Source organism: Leeia oryzae DSM 17879, assembly GCF_000376945.1.
Lineage (GTDB): Bacteria > Pseudomonadota > Gammaproteobacteria > Burkholderiales > Leeiaceae > Leeia > Leeia oryzae.
The window spans coordinates 33,391-50,040 of record NZ_AQXU01000011.1; the positions used below are offsets into that span (position 1 = coordinate 33,391).

General features: G+C 54.8%; 14 protein-coding genes. 8 read left to right on the forward strand and 6 right to left on the reverse strand.

Going from position 1 to position 16,650, the window contains the following annotated elements; translation table 11 throughout:
- Positions 1-40: 40 nt before the first annotated feature.
- Complete coding sequence (gene gcvP / locus F552_RS0101015; RefSeq protein ID WP_018149850.1) at positions 41-2,914, forward strand: aminomethyl-transferring glycine dehydrogenase; 2,874 nt, start codon at positions 41-43, stop codon at positions 2,912-2,914.
- A gap of 115 nt (positions 2,915-3,029) precedes the next feature.
- Here gcvP and F552_RS19860 read toward each other — a convergent pair whose 3' ends face one another.
- Positions 3,030-3,725 (reverse strand): substrate-binding periplasmic protein, encoded by a 696-nt coding sequence (locus tag F552_RS19860; RefSeq protein ID WP_026182263.1) that lies wholly within the window; start codon positions 3,723-3,725, stop codon positions 3,030-3,032.
- A gap of 235 nt (positions 3,726-3,960) precedes the next feature.
- Positions 3,961-4,704 (reverse strand): substrate-binding periplasmic protein, encoded by a 744-nt coding sequence (locus tag F552_RS0101025; RefSeq protein WP_245546633.1) that lies wholly within the window; start codon positions 4,702-4,704, stop codon positions 3,961-3,963.
- 133 nt (positions 4,705-4,837) lie between these two features.
- Between F552_RS0101025 and murI the strand changes: the two genes are divergently transcribed.
- Positions 4,838-5,638, forward strand: a complete 801-nt coding sequence (gene murI / locus F552_RS0101030) for a glutamate racemase (protein WP_033374413.1) — start codon at positions 4,838-4,840, stop codon at positions 5,636-5,638.
- A gap of 5 nt (positions 5,639-5,643) precedes the next feature.
- Here murI and F552_RS0101035 read toward each other — a convergent pair whose 3' ends face one another.
- Genes F552_RS0101035 through F552_RS0101045 form a run of 3 tightly spaced genes read right to left on the reverse strand, consistent with a single transcriptional unit; the run spans position 5,644 to position 8,130 of the window.
- On the reverse strand, positions 5,644-6,330 hold the full coding sequence (locus F552_RS0101035) for a histidinol-phosphatase (RefSeq protein ID WP_018149854.1): 687 nt from the start codon (positions 6,328-6,330) through the stop codon (positions 5,644-5,646).
- A gap of 28 nt (positions 6,331-6,358) precedes the next feature.
- Positions 6,359-7,066: a DnaA regulatory inactivator Hda gene (gene hda / locus F552_RS0101040; RefSeq protein ID WP_018149855.1), complete on the reverse strand. Its 708-nt coding sequence runs from the start codon at positions 7,064-7,066 to the stop codon at positions 6,359-6,361.
- On the reverse strand, positions 7,063-8,130 hold the full coding sequence (locus F552_RS0101045) for an AI-2E family transporter (protein WP_026182265.1): 1,068 nt from the start codon (positions 8,128-8,130) through the stop codon (positions 7,063-7,065). The genes hda and F552_RS0101045 overlap by 4 nt, the downstream gene beginning before the upstream one ends.
- Before the next feature lie 250 nt (positions 8,131-8,380).
- Here F552_RS0101045 and purM point away from each other — a divergent pair, with 250 nt between their 5' ends.
- From purM to F552_RS0101065, 4 genes are all read left to right on the forward strand, one after another.
- A complete protein-coding gene (purM, locus tag F552_RS0101050) occupies positions 8,381-9,412 on the forward strand; it encodes a phosphoribosylformylglycinamidine cyclo-ligase (protein ID WP_018149857.1) in 1,032 nt (343 codons plus the stop codon).
- A 7-nt stretch (positions 9,413-9,419) separates the two neighbouring features.
- Entirely contained in the window at positions 9,420-10,016 is a 597-nt protein-coding gene (gene purN / locus F552_RS0101055) for a phosphoribosylglycinamide formyltransferase (RefSeq protein WP_018149858.1), read from the forward strand.
- A 90-nt stretch (positions 10,017-10,106) separates the two neighbouring features.
- The gene (locus tag F552_RS0101060) at positions 10,107-11,141 is read left to right on the forward strand and encodes a DUF3108 domain-containing protein (RefSeq protein WP_169333553.1); all 1,035 of its coding nucleotides are present in this window, start codon (positions 10,107-10,109) and stop codon (positions 11,139-11,141) included.
- A gap of 26 nt (positions 11,142-11,167) precedes the next feature.
- On the forward strand, positions 11,168-12,442 hold the full coding sequence (locus F552_RS0101065; protein WP_018149860.1) for an RsmB/NOP family class I SAM-dependent RNA methyltransferase: 1,275 nt from the start codon (positions 11,168-11,170) through the stop codon (positions 12,440-12,442).
- 79 nt (positions 12,443-12,521) lie between these two features.
- Here the strand turns inward: F552_RS0101065 and F552_RS0101070 are convergent, their stop codons facing one another.
- Entirely contained in the window at positions 12,522-14,012 is a 1,491-nt protein-coding gene (locus F552_RS0101070; RefSeq protein ID WP_018149861.1) for a YdgA family protein, read from the reverse strand.
- A gap of 117 nt (positions 14,013-14,129) precedes the next feature.
- On the opposite strand from F552_RS0101070, the gene F552_RS18160 reads away from it, so the two are divergent.
- Positions 14,130-15,395 (forward strand): mechanosensitive ion channel family protein, encoded by a 1,266-nt coding sequence (locus F552_RS18160; protein WP_018149862.1) that lies wholly within the window; start codon positions 14,130-14,132, stop codon positions 15,393-15,395.
- A 67-nt stretch (positions 15,396-15,462) separates the two neighbouring features.
- Positions 15,463-16,647 (forward strand): DesA family fatty acid desaturase, encoded by a 1,185-nt coding sequence (locus F552_RS0101080; RefSeq protein WP_018149863.1) that lies wholly within the window; start codon positions 15,463-15,465, stop codon positions 16,645-16,647.
- Positions 16,648-16,650: the final 3 nt, after the last annotated feature.

The window sequence follows — 16,650 nt, forward strand, 5'->3', positions numbered from 1 at the left end:
GCGGCATCCGGAGCATTAGCAAGAATCTGGAGCATCCAACATGCCTAACGCCCGCCCCTCTTTAGCAGAACTCGAACAACACGACGACTTCCAGCGCCGTCATATTGGCCCGTCCCGCAACGACCAGGCCAAAATGCTGAGCACGCTCGGCTTCGACTCCATCGACGCCCTGATGGAAGCCATCGTCCCGGCCAATATTCGCCGCGATGCCATGCCGTTGCCTGGTGCACGCACGGAAGCGGAAGTATTGGCAGAGCTCAAAGAGATTGCGGGCGAAAACCAGATTTTCAAATCCTATATCGGCATGGGCTATTACGGCACCCATACACCGGGCGTGATCCAGCGCAACATTCTGGAAAACCCGGCCTGGTACACCGCGTATACCCCATACCAGCCAGAAATTTCCCAAGGTCGCCTGGAAGCCATCCTGAACTTCCAGACCATGATTACCGACCTGACCGGCATGGATATCGCCAACGCCTCCATGCTGGATGAAGCCACCGCCGCCGCAGAAGCCATGACCCTGGCTCAGCGCGCCGGCAAGAGCAAAGCCAATGTGCTGTATGTCGCTCATGACGTACTGCCGCAAACCCTGGCCGTGATCCAGACCCGTGCTAAACCGATCGACGTAGAAGTCCGTGTATTCAGTGGCAACGAAGCACTGGAAAACGACTCGTTCGCCGTGGTGCTGCAATACCCAGGCGTGAACGGCGACGTACGTGACTACGCGGACTGGGTCAAACAGTACAAAGCCCGTGGCGGCATGGTCATTGCCGCTGCCGACCTGCTGGCGCTGACCTTGTTGACCCCTCCGGGCGAATGGGGCGCCGACATTGTCGTAGGTACCTCCCAGCGCTTTGGCGTGCCAATGGGCTTTGGTGGCCCGCACGCCGGTTACATGGCCACACGTGACGACTTCAAACGCCAGATGCCAGGTCGTCTGGTGGGCGTGTCTGTCGATAGCCAGGGGCAACCTGCCTACCGTCTGGCCCTGCAAACCCGCGAGCAGCATATCCGCCGTGAAAAAGCGACCTCCAACATCTGTACCGCACAGGTTCTGCTGGCGGTGATGGCCAGCATGTATGCTGTCTACCACGGTCCTAAAGGCCTGAAGGTCATTGCCCAGCGTGTACACCGCCTGACCAGTATTCTGGCAGCCGGCCTGACCCAGCTTGACCTGAACATTACCAACAAGACCTATTTCGATACCCTGACCGTCGCTACCGGCGCTCGCACCAGCCAGATTCTGGCCGCTGCACAAGCCCTGAAAATCAACCTGCGTCAGGTCGATGCAGACCATCTGGGCGTGTCGCTGGACGAAACCACTACCCGCAAAGACATTGAAGTCTTGTGGCATGTGTTTGCCCCGGCTAACGCAGCCCTGCCAGAGATCGACGTACTGGAACGCGATGCCAGCGATGCCTTCCCGGCCGCCCTGCAACGCCAAAGCGAATACCTGAGCCACTCGGTTTTCCACCTGTACCACTCAGAAACCGAAATGCTGCGTTATCTGCGCAGACTGTCCGACAAGGATCTGGCACTGGACCGCACCATGATCCCGCTGGGTTCATGCACCATGAAGCTGAACGCCACCACCGAAATGATTCCGGTGACCTGGCCAGAGTTCGGTCAACTGCACCCGTTCGCACCGGTCAGCCAGACCCAGGGTTACATCAAGCTGATCAAGCAACTGGAAGACATGCTGGCTGCCGCAACCGGTTACGCCGCTGTTTCTATCCAGCCAAATGCGGGCTCACAAGGCGAGTACGCCGGCCTGCTGATCATCCATGCCTACCATGAAAGCCGTGGCGAAGGTCATCGCAACATCTGCCTGATCCCGTCTTCTGCGCACGGTACCAACCCGGCATCTGCCCAGATGGCCGGCATGCAGGTGGTCGTGGTGAAATGTGATGATCAAGGCAACGTGGATATCGATGACCTGCGCGCCAAAGCCGAGCAGCACAGCCAGAATCTGGCCGCCATCATGATCACTTACCCGTCTACCCACGGTGTATTTGAAGCTGGCGTGCGTGAAATTTGTGACATCGTGCATCAGCACGGTGGTCAGGTGTATGTCGATGGCGCCAACATGAACGCCCAGGTTGGCCTGTCCGGCCCTGGCTTGTTCGGTGGTGACGTATCGCACCTGAACCTGCACAAAACCTTTTGCATCCCTCACGGCGGCGGCGGCCCGGGCGTAGGTCCGGTGGCTGTGGGGGGGCATCTCGCAAAATTCCTGCCGGGTCATCCGGAAATGGAAGCCAGTGCTACCCGTATTGGCCCGATTTCGGCCGCCCCATACGGATCTGCCAGCATTCTGCCAATCTCTTGGGCGTACATTCGCCTGATGGGGGCAGATGGCCTGAAATATGCGACCCAGAATGCCATCCTGTCAGCCAACTATGTGGCGAAGAAACTGTCACCACACTATCCGGTGCTGTACAGTGGCCCGGGCGGACTGGTCGCGCACGAATGCATTCTGGATGTTCGTCCTTTGAAAGACGCCAGCGGCATCAGCGTGGATGATGTAGCAAAACGCCTGATGGACTTTGGCTTCCATGCGCCAACCATGAGCTTCCCGGTGGCCGGCACGCTGATGATCGAACCAACCGAGTCCGAATCGCTGGAAGAGCTGGATCGCTTCATTGACGCGATGATCGCCATTCGCGAAGAAATCCGTGCAGTAGAAAACGGCAGCCTGCCTCTGGAGAACAACCCGTTGGTACACGCACCGCACACTGCGGAAGTCGTGCTGTCAGACAGCTGGGACCGTCCATATCCGCGTGAACAGGCGGCTTACCCGGTTGCCAGTCTGCGCAAGCAGAAATACTGGCCACCAGTGGGCCGTGTGGACAACGTGTACGGTGACCGTAACCTGTTCTGCAGCTGCATTCCGATGACAGACTACGAGTAACACCTGGTGGCGGGGGCTCATATGCCCCCACACCTTCACAGAAGAAAAACAAGGCAGATTGCAGTAAGTAGTATGAAGTAGGGGGAATGTTGGGCGTCTTCGGACGCCCATTTTTTTAGGGGTTTTCCTTCAGCACGCTGGCCACGATCTGATTGTAGCGTCCATCCGATACCAGCATGCCCAGCGCCTGGTTAAAGCGCGTCAGTAGCGGCCCCATATGCATGGACTTGGAAAAGGCCAGATACACAGGAGCTTCCCGCAGCGGCATCTCCGAAGCAACCACATCATTACTGTCATCCAGAACAATCTGGGCCGATTGCCCGATGCTCAGCATGACATCAATCCGGCCAGCCCTGAGTTTACTCATCCCGTTTGCATCACTGTCAGCCACGTCCACCATGAACTTGCCCTGCTTTCTGGCCAGATCAAATTCATCGCCATAGCTCCATCCGCGGATGGCACCTACACGCAAGCCGTACAAATCCGTGATGGTTTTATAAGGTCTGGGGTTCTTTGCCAATGAATACACCCACACCGTCTCAACAAACAGCGGGGCACTGAAATCCAGCGTGCGCAGGCGCTCAGAATTTTTGTAAATGCCGGCAATCCCCACTTTGTCCAGCCGCACCAGCATCAGCGCCCGTGTCCACGGCAGGGCAACAATGGAAAAATCAATACCTGCACTGGCAGCCACCTGTCGCACCAGCTCCGGATACAAACCCGCCGCCTTGCCCGCTCTTTCATACATAAAGGGAGGATTGCTGGTATCTACCGCCACGGTCACCGGTTCGGCCCAAACCACCGTACTCATGGACAGCCACAGAAGGGCAGCCCGCCCTATCCAATTCCGCATATGCCTTCCTCCTGTCACCATGCCAGTCATATCCATCGGCAACCAGATGGTTTCTCACTTTTACTATAGGATTCAGGGCAGAAAATGCCAGTGCAAGCACGCCCTACCGGACGCCGTAATACGTCAGCAGAGCGACTGACGGCGCTGGAAAGGTAAAACAGGCGGGGATCACGGCCATGCAAAACAAGGCCGGTTAACGCGCCTCCGCCATGGCATGCGCTGCAATGGCGGAGTAACTGCCATCCTGCTTTGCATCCGCCAAAGCTTTGTTAAAACGGGCCAGCAGATACGTCATTTTCAAGGACTTCGGGAAGGCGACATAAGTCGGGAATTCGGCCAGCGGCTTGCTGGATGCAATAATGTCCTGCGAGCCCCCCAGCACCAGCTGGGCAGATTGCTGGATGCTCAGCATGACATCAATCCGGCTGGCCCGCAGCATCGACATCCCCAGCTCATCACTATCGATTTCGCTGATGGTAAAGGCCTTTTGCTTTCTGGCAGCATCAAACTCATCGCCATAACTCCAGCCACGGATCACCCCGACACGCAATCCAGACAGATCGGACATGTTCCGGAAACGGTGCGGGCTTTTGCTCAGGGAATACACCCAGATACGCTCGACAAATAGCGGATCGCTGAAATCCATAACTTTCATCCGGGAGCTGGTCTTGTAAATGCCGGCAATGCCCATCTTGCCCGCATTTACACTGGCCAGCGCCCTTGGCCACGGCAACGGGACAATCAACACCTTGGTGCCCGTACGGGCAAAGATGTTCTGTACGATATCCGGATACAGCCCTTTGGCGTGTCCCTGACGGCCATACATGAAGGGTGGGTTATCCGTATCCACCGCCACCTGCAAAGGGGGTGCCGCCTGGCCAGTCAAAGACATCAGACCCAGACATACCGCCAATACAATTGCGAGAACCTTGCTCACAGACACCACCACAAACATCCCTTCACGTCACCGGATTCGATACCGGGTCAGCACATTGAAAAACACTGCAGTCGTTCATTGCTGATACTATAATCCCGTATCGACTCTTCATAAAACTTTCTATTTCCCTATCATGAAGCAACAGCAGACCCAACCCATCGGGGTTTTTGACTCAGGACTTGGCGGATTGTCCGTCCTGCAACACCTCAAGGCGCAACTGCCTGCTGAACACCTCATTTATGTGGCCGATTCTGCCCATGTGCCCTATGGCAGCAAGTCGGCAGAATTCATTTGCGCGCGCTCATTTCTGATCAGTGACTTTCTGATCGGGCAAGGATGCAAAGCACTGGTGATTGCCTGCAATACGGCTACCGCGGCCGCGGCCGGCCCTTTAAGAGCCCGCTACACCTTGCCGATCATCGGCATGGAGCCGGCCGTCAAACCGGCTGTGCAACACAGTAAAAACAAGATCATCGGGGTACTGGCCACAGAAGGCACCCTGAAGAGTGCCCAGTTTGCCGCTTTGCTGGACCGGTTTGGTCAGGATGTACACGTTGTGACACAGCCTTGCCCGGGCTTGCCGGAACTGGTCGAGGCAGGTGAACTGGATACGCAGACAACCCGCTCCTTGCTGCAGAGTTACATGCGGCCACTCACACAAGCCGGTGTAGACACCATCGTGCTGGGCTGTACCCATTACCCGTTTCTGGCCCCGCTGATTCAGGAAATGGCGGGGCCGGATGTCGTCCTGATTGACACCGGCACAGCGGTGGCCCGGCATACCAAAGACCGGCTAACGATGCTTGATCTGCTCAACCCGGGTACAACCACAGGTCAGGCCCGATTCTTTTCCAGCCAGGCCACGCCCGCAGCTCAGGCCGTGGTATCCCGCCTTTGGGGAGAGGCGGTTACCCTGTCGGCCCTGCCCGGCTAAAACACTCAAGCAGCTGGTCGGTGATGCGTCCGCAAACTGATCACCGGCCAGCCGTGCTGATCGGCATAGCGCTTCAGCATCGGATCCGGGTCCACCGCTACCGGATGCTTCACCAGCTTCATCAGCGGCAGGTCATTATGAGAGTCGCTGTAGAACCAGCTGTCATCAAATGATGACCAGTCCAGATTCTGTTCTGCAAACCACTGTTCCAGACGGGTAATCTTGCCAGACTGGAAACAAGGCACATTGAACGATTTGCCGGTATAACGGTTGTCGATCATTTCCGCTTCGGTCGCGATCAGGTGCGGCACACCAAAAGCGGCGGCAATCGGGCCCGTCACAAACCGGTTGGTAGCCGTAATGATCATCACCAGCGCACCGGCATCCAGATGCTGCTTCACCAACGCTTGTGCTTCTTGCGTCATCATCGGACGAATATAGTCACGCATGAAATCCTGATGCAAGGCATCCAGCTCCGCTTTGCTAAAACGTGTCAGTGGCTCTAATGCAAAAGCCAGATAGACCTCCATGTCCAGCGTTCCGGCACAATAATCCGCATAAAACTGGTCATTGGCGATTCGGGACGCTTCCGCATCCAGGATGCCGCGATCAATCAAAAACTGGTTCCAGGTCTTGTCACTGTCCCCGGCCAAAAGCGTGTTATCCAGATCAAATAAGGCAAGCGTTTTCATAAAGTCAGATCATCAAAGGTTGCAGGGTTTATTGGCCACTTTGCAGAGACTGCAGGTAGTGCCTGACAAATGGCAAGGTGATGGGGCGCTTCTGGGACAAGGACACTTGGTCCAGTTCGTCCAGCAATCGCATCAACGAGGGCAAGTCTCGCCGGTAGTGGTTGAGCAAATAGCCGCCCACTTCGGGCGACAGCATGAAGCCTTTTTCATGCGCGTGCTGCTGCAAGGCGGTGTTCTTTTCATCATCCGTTAAACCGACCAGACGGTACGTCAGCCCCCAACCGAGGCGAGTGACCAAATCATCCCGCAGCGTCAGCTGCACGGACGGCAGCGGCCCGCTCGACAACAGGGCGCCACCGCCCTCCTTCAGTCGGTTATACAAGGCAAATACCGCAATCTGCTGGCTGGCATTCAGGCGAGTCACATCATCCACGGCGACAAAGGCGTCGTCCGGCAGGGCATCCGCCTCCACTTCCAGCAGCAGGTCATCCTGCAAGTAGCAAGTGGTAAACCCCTGCTCGCTGGCGGCCATCAAGGCCGCTTGCAACAAGTGTGTCTTGCCGCAGCCTGATTCGCCCCACAGATAGATGAACCGGTCAGGGGCCGCATCTCTGGACCAGGCAGACACCATCGCCACAGCCTCCTGATTACTTCCGGTAACAAAGTTATCCAGACTGGCAGCGGCTTGCGGGGAAATATCCAGCGTTAATTGATGTAGTTTGATAGAAGCGGTCACGACTGGCGGTAAAAATCACTTTTAAGATAACGCTTGCGCGCATGGCGAATGCCTACCAGCACGCAGGCAGACAAAGGCAAGGCGAGCAACACGCCAGAGAATCCCAGCAACTGGCCAAAGGCCATCAAGGCAAATACCACCGCTACCGGGTGCAACCCGATCCGGTCGCCCACCAGCAGGGGCGTTACCAGAAACCCTTCCAGCAACTGGCCAGTACCAAACACGACCCAGACCGATACCAGCTGGGCAAAATGATCAAACTGCAATGCCCCAGCCAGCGTCGCCAGCATCAGGCCCGTGGCCATCCCGATATACGGAATAAACACCAGCAAACCGGCAATCAAGCCGATGGAAAAGGCAAAATCCAGCCCCGTCAGCCAGAGCGCCGCGCCATAAAAGGCCGACATCACCATCATGACAGACAATTGTCCACGCAAGAACTCGCCCAGCACCTGATCCGTTTCAGTGGCCAACTCGGTGACCACCGGCATCAACCGGCGCGGCACCAGCCCGGCAATACGCGCCAGCAAGGACGTCCAGTCACGCAAAAAGTAAAACATCACCAGTGGAATGATCGCCAGATTGGCCAGCGCCCCAAAAACGGCCACCGTGCCGGTCCGGATGGTCGGCAGCAATGACACGGCCAGACTGCGAATCTGTGCCAGATTGGCGGCAATCCAGTTCTGGATCTGCGCCGCATCCAGCGAGATTTTGGTCCCCAGCCATGAAGAGAGCATCGGGGCCAGGGTATTTTCTACCCACACGCCAAGCGCAGGCAGCATATCGATCAGCGCAGCCGATTGCCGGTACATCAGCGGTAAAATCAGCATCATCAGCGCCAGAAAAATCAGAATCACCAGCAGCATGACCATCAAGGTCGCCAGCGTTGGCGGCACTCGCAGAGCCACCAGACGATTGCAGGCAGGATGCAGAATATAGGCCAGAATGGCGGCAATCAGGAAGGGCGTCAGCACAGAACCCAGTAACCAAATCATCAGCACCAGTCCGACAAAGGCAACAGACATCCAGAAAGAGAAGGAAAGGACGGGACGATTAGGCCGCATTCGGGTACAATTCCGTAGCGAAATCACATGCTTAGATTAAAGAAGCGTTGATTATTCCATAGAACTGCCGGTTTGCGTGACATTAGATTGATAATCTTCGTGTAATTTATTGGCCTGCCGCCATATTACCCTTCGCAAGCCCCAACGTATTTAACCCATCCGGCACCAAGCAGACCGGACGGGTGATGTTTTTTATTGAATCGTGCTCTGGCGACAAGCACCTTTGAACACTTGGAAAGAGAGAACAACCTTGACCACCTCACTAACCTACCGCGATGCAGGCGTAGATATTGACGCAGGCGATCAACTTGTTGAAAACATCAAACCGCTGGCAAAACGTACCATGCGTCCGGAAGTACTGACGGACATCGGTGGTTTCGGTGCACTGGTCGAGATCAGCAAAAAGTACAAAGAGCCGGTCCTGGTGTCCGGTACCGATGGCGTGGGTACCAAGCTGAAGCTGGCCTTCGAACTGAACCGCCACGACACGGTGGGTATCGATCTGGTCGCCATGAGTGTTAACGACATTCTGGTTCAAGGTGCCGAACCCCTGTTCTTCCTGGATTATTTTGCCTGTGGCAAGCTGGATGTTGCGCAAGCCACGGATGTTGTCAAAGGCATTGCAACCGGGTGTGAGCAGGCTGGCTGTGCCCTGATCGGTGGCGAAACCGCCGAAATGCCAGGCATGTATCCATCCGGCGAATACGACCTGGCCGGTTTTGCGGTGGGCGTGGTAGAAAAATCCAAAATCATTACCGGCAAAACCATTGCTGACGGCGATGTGGTTCTGGGCCTGTCCTCTAATGGCGCACACTCCAACGGTTACTCGCTGATCCGCAAGATTGTGGATCACAGCAAGGCAGACCTGGAGTCCGATTTCTACGGCCGCACCCTGTCTGCTGCCATCATGGCCCCAACCCGCATCTACGTGAAACCAATCCTGAAGCTGATGGAAAACATCACCGTCAAAGGCATGGCCCACATTACCGGTGGCGGCCTGCTGGAGAACATCCCGCGCGTACTGCCAGAAGGCCTGACCGCCGAGCTGGTCGCGGGTAGCTGGCAGTTGCCAAAACTGTTTGAATGGCTGCAGAAAGCCGGCAACGTCGAGATGAACGAAATGTACCGCGTCTTCAACTGCGGTATCGGCATGGTACTGATCGTGTCTGCAGCCGATGCCGACAATGCGACCCGCATCCTGACCGAAGCCGGTGAAAGCGTATCCCGCATTGGTCGCATCCGTCCGCAGCTGGTTGGCGAAGCACAAACGCTGGTGGTATAAGCGCACAATGAAAAATGTAGTCATCCTGATTTCTGGCAGGGGCAGCAACATGCAAGCCTTGGTGAAAGCCAACCTGCCATGCAAGATTGCTGCTGTCATCAGCAACAAGGCCGACGCTGCCGGCTTGGCCTTTGCGGCCGAGCACGGCATCCAGACGGCCGTTTTGTCGCACAAGGACTTCGGCAGCCGGGAAGCATTTGATACCGCCATGGCCAGCCTGATTGACAGCTACCAGCCAGACCTGGTGGTACTGGCTGGCTTCATGCGTATTCTGAGCCCAGCCTTTGTGCAACACTACGAAGGCCGCTTGCTGAATATTCACCCATCCCTGCTACCTTCCTTCAAAGGCCTGCACACCCATCAGCAAGCTATTGATGCGGGGGTCAAACTGCATGGCTGTTCCGTGCACTTTGTCACGGCAGAGCTGGATCACGGGCCAATTGTCGCTCAGGCAGCCGTCCCGGTGCTCGATGGTGATGACGAAGATACCCTGGCTGCCCGGGTACTGACTCAGGAACATCAGCTATACCCTCAAGCAGTCCGCTGGTTTGTAGAAGACAAACTTCAGATTCTTGAAAACGGCACCGTCCGCATTCGTGCCTAGAAACGCATAAGGCTTATGTCGTACCTTAAGCAGCTCTGGCCTGCAGTTCTCCTGTCATTGCTTATCCATATCGGTTTGGTGGCAGGAGACTTGCTTACACTGCCGGACTGGAACACGCCAGAAACCCGCATTCTCAAAACACGCCTCCTGAAAAAAACGCCCAAGCTGGCCATCCAGCAAAGCAATCAAGCCAAGCATGGCATGGTGGCCAAGGTACCAACCGCAGCAACGCCACACTCCACCAAAGAAGGCAGTGCCTCTGCACCGGTCCAAGCAGGCAAGCAGTCTGGCAAGCATAAGCAGCAAGCAAACAGCGAAACGCCCGCCAGCATGAATGCGGAGCTGGCGGCGTCAACACCTCGCAAACTCGCGCAAGAGAATACGGCATCCAGCCTGCACCCTACTATTAAGGAAGCGGTTGCCTCGGCCAAGGCCACATCGGCACCGAAGCCGGCAGACAATCATCGCTTCCCCAATCAGGGACTGGCCATCTATCGCCAGAAAGGCTGGTCAGCAGATGCCCGCCAAACCTGGGCCATTACGTCATCCGGTTATAAAGTAACCATGCGCATGGCGCTCTTTGGCAAGAGCATCAATTATGAAAGTACAGGCAAGATCACACCTGATGGCATTGCACCGGACAGCTTCATCGACACCCGCAACGATGACCCGCAACCCAAGCATATCGCCACCTTCGATCGCAGCAAAAATGAACTGCGATTTGGCGACCCGAACGAACCGCAAACCATCCCCTTGCCTGCCAATGCACAAGACATTCTCAGCATGGGTTATCAGCTGGCCGTGCTACTGGATGCCGGCAAAACGGTGGACCTGACGCTGGTCACGGGAAAACGCATTTACAAAATACGGTTTACAGCCGAGAATGAAGAGGAGATTGAAATACCTGTTGGCACCATTCGTGCCGCACATGTCAAAGGCAAGGAACTGGACGGAACACGCGAGTTTGATATCTGGCTCGACCTGGACCATCAAAACTTCCCGGTTCGCCTGAAAGGCGTAGACAACACAGGCAAAACCTTGGACCTGGCACTGGTTGGACTCACATTCAACGACAAGCAGGTTTATCGTTATCAAGACTACCAGTATTCCGGCAGTAAAAAATAGCATTCATCATTAAAGACAACGACAATATGACGCCATACCAGTTTCAGCAAGCCGTACAGGCTCTCAGCATTATTCTGCCGCTTACACACCCGGCCGACGTCAACCTGAGTTACTTTTTTCGCAACAATGGCCAACTGGGTCAACAAGACCGCAGCTGGATTGCCGAAAGCGTGTTTGGCCTGCTCCGCCACAAAATCTGGATCGACTGGCGCATCGGCAAGGCCACCCCGCGCCAGCAGCTGATTGCCTATTTTCGCTTGGTAAAGGGCCTGCCCCAGCGTGAGTTGCAGGGCATCCTGAACGAATCAGACATGGCATGGCTACAGGGCATCATGTCCCAACCCGCGGGCGAAATGCCACTACATGTCAAGGCAGAACTGCCTGAATGGGTCAGTGAAAAACTGAAAGACCAGTTCAACGAAGAACAATTGATCGCACTGGGGCGTGGCCTAAAAGAAGCTGCACCACTGGATTTACGCGTCAACACCATCAAGGCGCAACGCCCGCAGGTACTCGCCGCTCTGCTAAAAAGCCAGTTCCCGGCAGAGATCAGCCCGCTCTCACCATTTGGCATTCGTGTGCAAGGCAAACCCGCCATCAACCGCCACCCCGTCTTCTTGTATGGTGAAGTTGAAGTGCAGGATGAAGGCAGTCAACTGCTTGGCGTGTTGCTGGCCCCCAAACGCCATGACATGGTTGTCGATTTTTGCGCTGGCGCCGGCGGCAAAACCCTGCTCTTGGGTGCCATGATGGCATCTCAGGGCCGACTGTATGCGTTTGATATTTCCGAGAAGCGCATCAACAACCTGCGTCCGCGCCTGAAACGTTCCGGCCTGTCCAATGTGCACCCGCAACTGATCAGTAGCGAAAATGACCAGCGCATCAAACGCCTGGCCGGCAAGATTGACCGCGTACTGGTGGATGCACCCTGTAGTGGCCTCGGCACCTTGCGACGCAATCCGGATCTGAAATGGCGTCAAACGCCGGACGGTCTGGCAGAAATTATTGCCCGTCAGCAATCCATTTTGCAAAGCGCTTCTCGTCTGGTCAAGCCAGGTGGTCGTCTGGTTTACGCCACGTGCAGCATCTTGCCCGAAGAAAACCAGCAGCAAATTGAACGCTTTCTGGAAAACAACCCAGCCTTCACCCTGACCCCGGTCAAGGAAATTCTGGAGCAACAGCATATCCCGCTTGAGATGGGTGACTACCTGCAGCTCTATCCGCATCTGCATCAAACGGATGGTTTCTTTGCCGCCGTACTGACTCGTACAAACACTGCCGCAACTGAAAAAGCGTCATAACAAACCGCTGATCTGACCACCAAAAAACAAAGCCCGGATCTCCGGGCTTTGTTTTTTCATACCTTAGCGTAACAACCGCTTACTCGGAGGCTGGCAACTCCGCCGGGGCGGGCGCAGCTGGCGCTGCAGGTGCTGCAGGTGCTGCACCATTTAACCCACCCAGCAACATGGGTAATGGAATTTCCTTGCCATTCACAAAGAGCTTGCCTGCTTTCCAGACCGCTTTGGTACTCAGTGCCTTGCCACTGCGAACCACAAACCCTTGGGCCAGCAAACCTTCAATCTGCTGCTCAACCATCGCAGCAGCATCGGTATTGCTATCCAGCCCCAGTTTCGCGCCCAGGCTCTTGGCCGCCAGGTCATGTGCAATTTTCTCCGGGAACACAATATCAATCCCTGCGTCCAGTTTTTGCAACAAGCTCATCGGCTGCTGAATTTCGCTTCCATCAAAGCCATTGATCTTTGCACGCGCAGAAATCTTGGCTTCACCTTCCGGCAATTGCAGGCTGATGCGATCAATACGGAACTCTGGCGTCTGTTTCAACAAAGGAATGCCATGCTGCATCAGCACACCGATCATCATGCCTTGCAGCTGCTCTGGTGCCACTTCCTGCTTCTGCAGATCATTCAGCGCATTTGACAGTTTAGACAAGGTCGGCCCGTGCAAGTGGTTCAGACTCACATCATAGTGTGCTGGGCCATAAGATTTGCCCATGACGGCAATCTTTTCAACACCCAGTTTCACAGCCACATCCAGAAAATCACCTTGAACCGTGGCATCGGCACTGTAGCCAATATTATCGACCTGCACATTCTGCTGCGGTGCGCGAGTATTGGCAAACGTGATGCCGGCAATATTAAAACCAGCCTTGCCAATCATCAGGTCATCAAATGCACGCTGGTTGTCACCGGTAAAGGTAATCTTGCCAACCTTCAGGGTTTCGCCATTTTTACCTGACGCATTCAGGCCTTCGCTCTCAAACAGGTACTGGTTCTTGCTGTAATCGGGTGCGTATGTGATGTTACCTTTCAAGCCAGTCCATTGGATTGTTGCCTCTCCATTTGGAATCTGCTTGGTAAAGGCCGGGCTGCTGACCTCCATCTTGCCTTCACCAGACAGACCGACAAGCGTATGAATCGTCAATGGCTTCTGGTCACCAAACACTTCTGTCAGGGCCTTTTTGACTTCGTCCGGCCAGACCACATCGGTATCAACAGATGCACGGCCAGGCATAAAACTGCCGGAACCGATCATCGGAAACGGGCCATGATGAATGGTTTCACGCACAGTCAGCTGCAGCGGAGGCGCTTCTGCACCATACGTCTGCAAAGCTTGACGATAGCTGTAGGCCAGGGTACCACTCAGTGCAACAGTCCATTCGCTGGTAGAACTGAACAAGCCGCGGTGGTACTCTGACTTGACCACTTTCAAATAAGCCTGCTTATTCAAAAAAGTACGGTAAGCTTCATTTTGGGCTTCAACCTTGCCACCCAACCACCATGCACTACCGGTATAGGCAACCGCTGCCGCGGCAACCACAACAACGGGTAATAATATTTTCTTGTTCATTGTCTACTGATCAATAGGTTAAGATAAAACAACATGTTATCAAATATATGCCCTCGCCACACGGGTATGACGATTATATTTTCAGATTAGCATCATCAATTTTACAAGGTAGCGCCAATGATCGAACCCTCCGAGATAGAAGCCCTCTGGCAAGATTTGTCCCTCGGACCTGCACAGGCCAGTCAGTTAAAACAGCTGGTCATCATTTTCCTGTCCCTGGGTCTGGCCTGGATGCTTCATCGCATCCTGCGACCCAAACAGCAAGCCGACCGGCAATGGCAATTTGGCGTAATGAGTTTTCATCGGGTGCTATTCCCGTTGAGCGCCCTTTGCGGTGTTGAGCTTGGCAAACACATCCTGCATCCGCATCAGTCGGTCCGGCTACTCAATGCCGCGGCATCCTTACTGATCGCATTGACGATTATCCGTCTGTCGGTTTACATCCTCAGGAACGTGTTTAGCGAGGCCCGCTGGCTGAAAGTATCAGAAAAAAGCCTGGTCGCCCTGATCTGGACGGGTTTTGCCCTGCACATGACCGGCCAATTGAGCTGGATCATCAACGCGCTGGACGAACTGGACTTCTCGATCGGCAAGCACCAGATTTCTGTGCTCATGCTGATCAATGGCGCCCTGTCCGTCACCATCACCCTGATGATTGCACTCTGGATCGGACGGGCCATCGAGCGCAAGATACTGGCTTCTGAAGTTCTCGACAGTAGCTTGCGCGTCATGCTGGCCAAATTAAGCCGGGCCTTGCTGGTAATTGTCGGCGTGATGATCGCACTGCCACTCGTTGGGGTTGACCTGACCCTGTTCTCGGTCTTTGGCGGAGCATTTGGTGTCGGTCTGGGCTTGGGCCTGCAGAAAATTGCCAGCAACTATGTGAGTGGCTTCATCATCCTGATCGACAGGTCCATCCGCCTGGGAGACTTCCTCACGGTCGATCACCGCTATGGCCAGGTAACCCGCTTAACCGCCCGCTATATGGTCCTGCAGTCATCAGATGGCACCGAAGCCATCATCCCTAACGATACACTGGTCACTTCGGTGGTGATCAATCACACCTACAGCAACCCGCTGATGCTGGTTCAAATCCCGATTATGATTACGCACGACAGCGACCAGCAAAAAGCTCGGGACATCATGCTGGCCTCAGCCAATACTGCTGCGCGCATACTTGTGGAACCAAGTGCCGTGGTGCTGATCAAAGCACTAACCCCTGAAGGCATCGCACTGGAACTGAATGCCTGGATTTCCGACCCTGAAAATGGCACCGGCCCGCTCAGGTCAGAAATTCTGGTACGTATTGATGAAGGCTTCAAGGCTAACGGTATACGGATACCCGCCATGGCCTATATGGCTGGCTCATTGCAAACTAAATAAGCAGACAGCCATTTTTTTCTGTAGAATCATTGGTTTATATTTTTTCGAAACAGGCACTAGCATACGTATGACATATTTGAATGGTCTGATTGACTTGCCTTGGTGGGGCTATATCCTTGTGGCACTGGGACTTACCCACATCACCATGGCGTCCGTCACTATCTTTCTGCATCGCCATCAGGCCCACAAGGCGCTGGATTTGCATGCTATCCCATCCCATTTCTTCCGCTTCTGGCTGTGGATGACCTCAGGCATGCAGACAAAAGAGTGGGCGGCGGTGCATCGCAAACATCACGCCCGCTGTGAAAAAGCTGAAGATCCCCATAGCCCTTGGGTATTTGGCATCAAGAAGGTCATGCTAGAAGGTGCAGAACTATATCGCACCGAGGCAAAGAATCAGGAAACCCTGGACAAGTTCGGCAAAGGAACACCTGACGACTGGCTAGAGCGCAATCTGTACACCAAATACAGCACCCTTGGCATTACCCTGATGTTCCTGATCAACATCACCCTGTTCGGGCCAAATGGCATCTGGATCTGGGCAGTGCAAATGGCATGGACGCCTTTCTTTGCGGCCGGCGTCATCAATGGCCTGGCACACTGGTGGGGTTATCGCAACTTCGAATGCGAAGACAAAAGCACCAATATTTTCCCATGGGGCATTTTGATCGCAGGTGAAGAACTGCACAATAATCATCACACCTTTGGGACTTCTGCCAAGTTGTCTTACAAATGGTACGAGTTTGATATTGGCTGGATGTACATCCAGATTCTGTCAGCATTAGGTCTGGCAAAAGTGCGTCGCACCATTCCGAAAATGGCAGAAGAACCCGCCAAACAAATTGTTGACCAGGCAACACTGGAAGCGATCATCACCAACCGCTACATCATTGCCTCTCGCTATGCCCGAAGCCTGAAGAGCATCTGCGCTGACGAACTGCAGAAACTACAGCAGTCCGCCAAGTTGTCTCATGAGCTGAAGTGGTCGCAGTTCAAACGTTGGCTGAAACAGGATGCCAAAGACACACCGCATGAAGAGCATACACAATTGAAGCATCTGCTCGCGCACAGTACGGTACTGGCAACGGTATACAGCATGCGTCAGGAGCTATCCGCACTGTGGGAAAGATCTTCCCTGACTTCCGAACAGTTACTGCAAAAACTGCATGACTGGTGCAACCGGGCAGAAGCAAGCAATATTGATGCACTCAAAGAGTTCTCAACACGTTTGCGGCGCACAGCCACCGCCTGACCT